Annotated in this window: 1 protein-coding gene; it reads right to left on the reverse strand. The window is 65.6% G+C overall.

Annotated elements, in window-relative coordinates:
• Positions 1–1,004, reverse strand: a 1,004-nt coding sequence (locus tag ACFXI3_RS47125; protein WP_378408759.1) for a hypothetical protein, incomplete at its 3' end; no start/stop codon positions are given.
• Positions 1,005–1,024: the final 20 nt, after the last annotated feature.

Here is a 1,024-nt window from a genome sequence, read left to right on the forward strand (position 1 = left end):
GCGAAATCCCCCGCCAACTCCGCCAGCACCCGCGCCCGGCCCTCCGACACCGCCGCCGCCGGATCCAACAACCCCGACACCACCCGCCCCACACCGGCAACACCACCCCGCGCCCGCTTCGCACTGCCCTCTACGCCCTCCAACCTGCGCTTGCCGCCCGCGCCCGGCTTCAGTCGCTCATGCCCCGCCGTCTTGATCCCGAACGTTTTCGCCTTCTGGCCGGAGGCGATCGTCTTCGCCTCTCCCTCCTCCACCTCGGAGACACGCTTCGTTACCGAGCGCACCGACGTTTCGTCGAGTTCGGTATGCTTGCTGATCTCCGCGACAGTGAAAAACTTCCCCAGGTTCTCCTCCGCCTCGAGAAACGCCACGACCTCCCTGCGGACATCACCCTTCTTGGCCTTCTTGGCCTTCTTCTCCTTCTTCTCCTCCTCCGGCCTCAGCGCCTCCGGGACAAGCCAGTACTGGACTATCCCGTCCTCGACCCGCTTGGACGCGACTTCCGTCTCGACCAGTTTGTCCAGCGCCTTGCGAACCGTGTCCCGGCGATAAACTTTGAACGTGTCCGCCGTCTCGGTGAGGGTGTGCCCCCGGCCGGGGTGGGCCTCAAGGTGCGTACGCACCTTCGGCAAAACGCCGGCCGGAAACACGTCGCGCCAGACGACACCGCCCGGCGGCGGCACCTGGGCTGTGTAGATGACGGATTTCTTGCCATCTTGCGCCTTCTCGACCAGGTGGTAGTCGTTGTCCAGCCGATTGTCCAGCACAGACGTGGTCTTTTTGATGGCAGCCGTGTCCGTCTCTCCCAGCACGGCTGACGCGATGTCACGCCGGGTGGCTGTCCCGTGGTCCAGCACGTAATCCAGCATCTGCTGGTCCTTGTCCTCCAGTCGCGTTTCCGTCTGGTTGCCGTCGGTGTCGACGTTCATGATCGTCACGACTGCCCGTTCGCGCTCCTCCGGCGTCAGCGGGCGATACCCCAGCAACGCCAGCGCCTGCCCCACCCGCTCCTCCGCACCGCCGG

The organism is Amycolatopsis sp. NPDC059235, from assembly GCF_042754125.1.
GTDB lineage: Bacteria > Actinomycetota > Actinomycetes > Mycobacteriales > Pseudonocardiaceae > Amycolatopsis > Amycolatopsis albidoflava.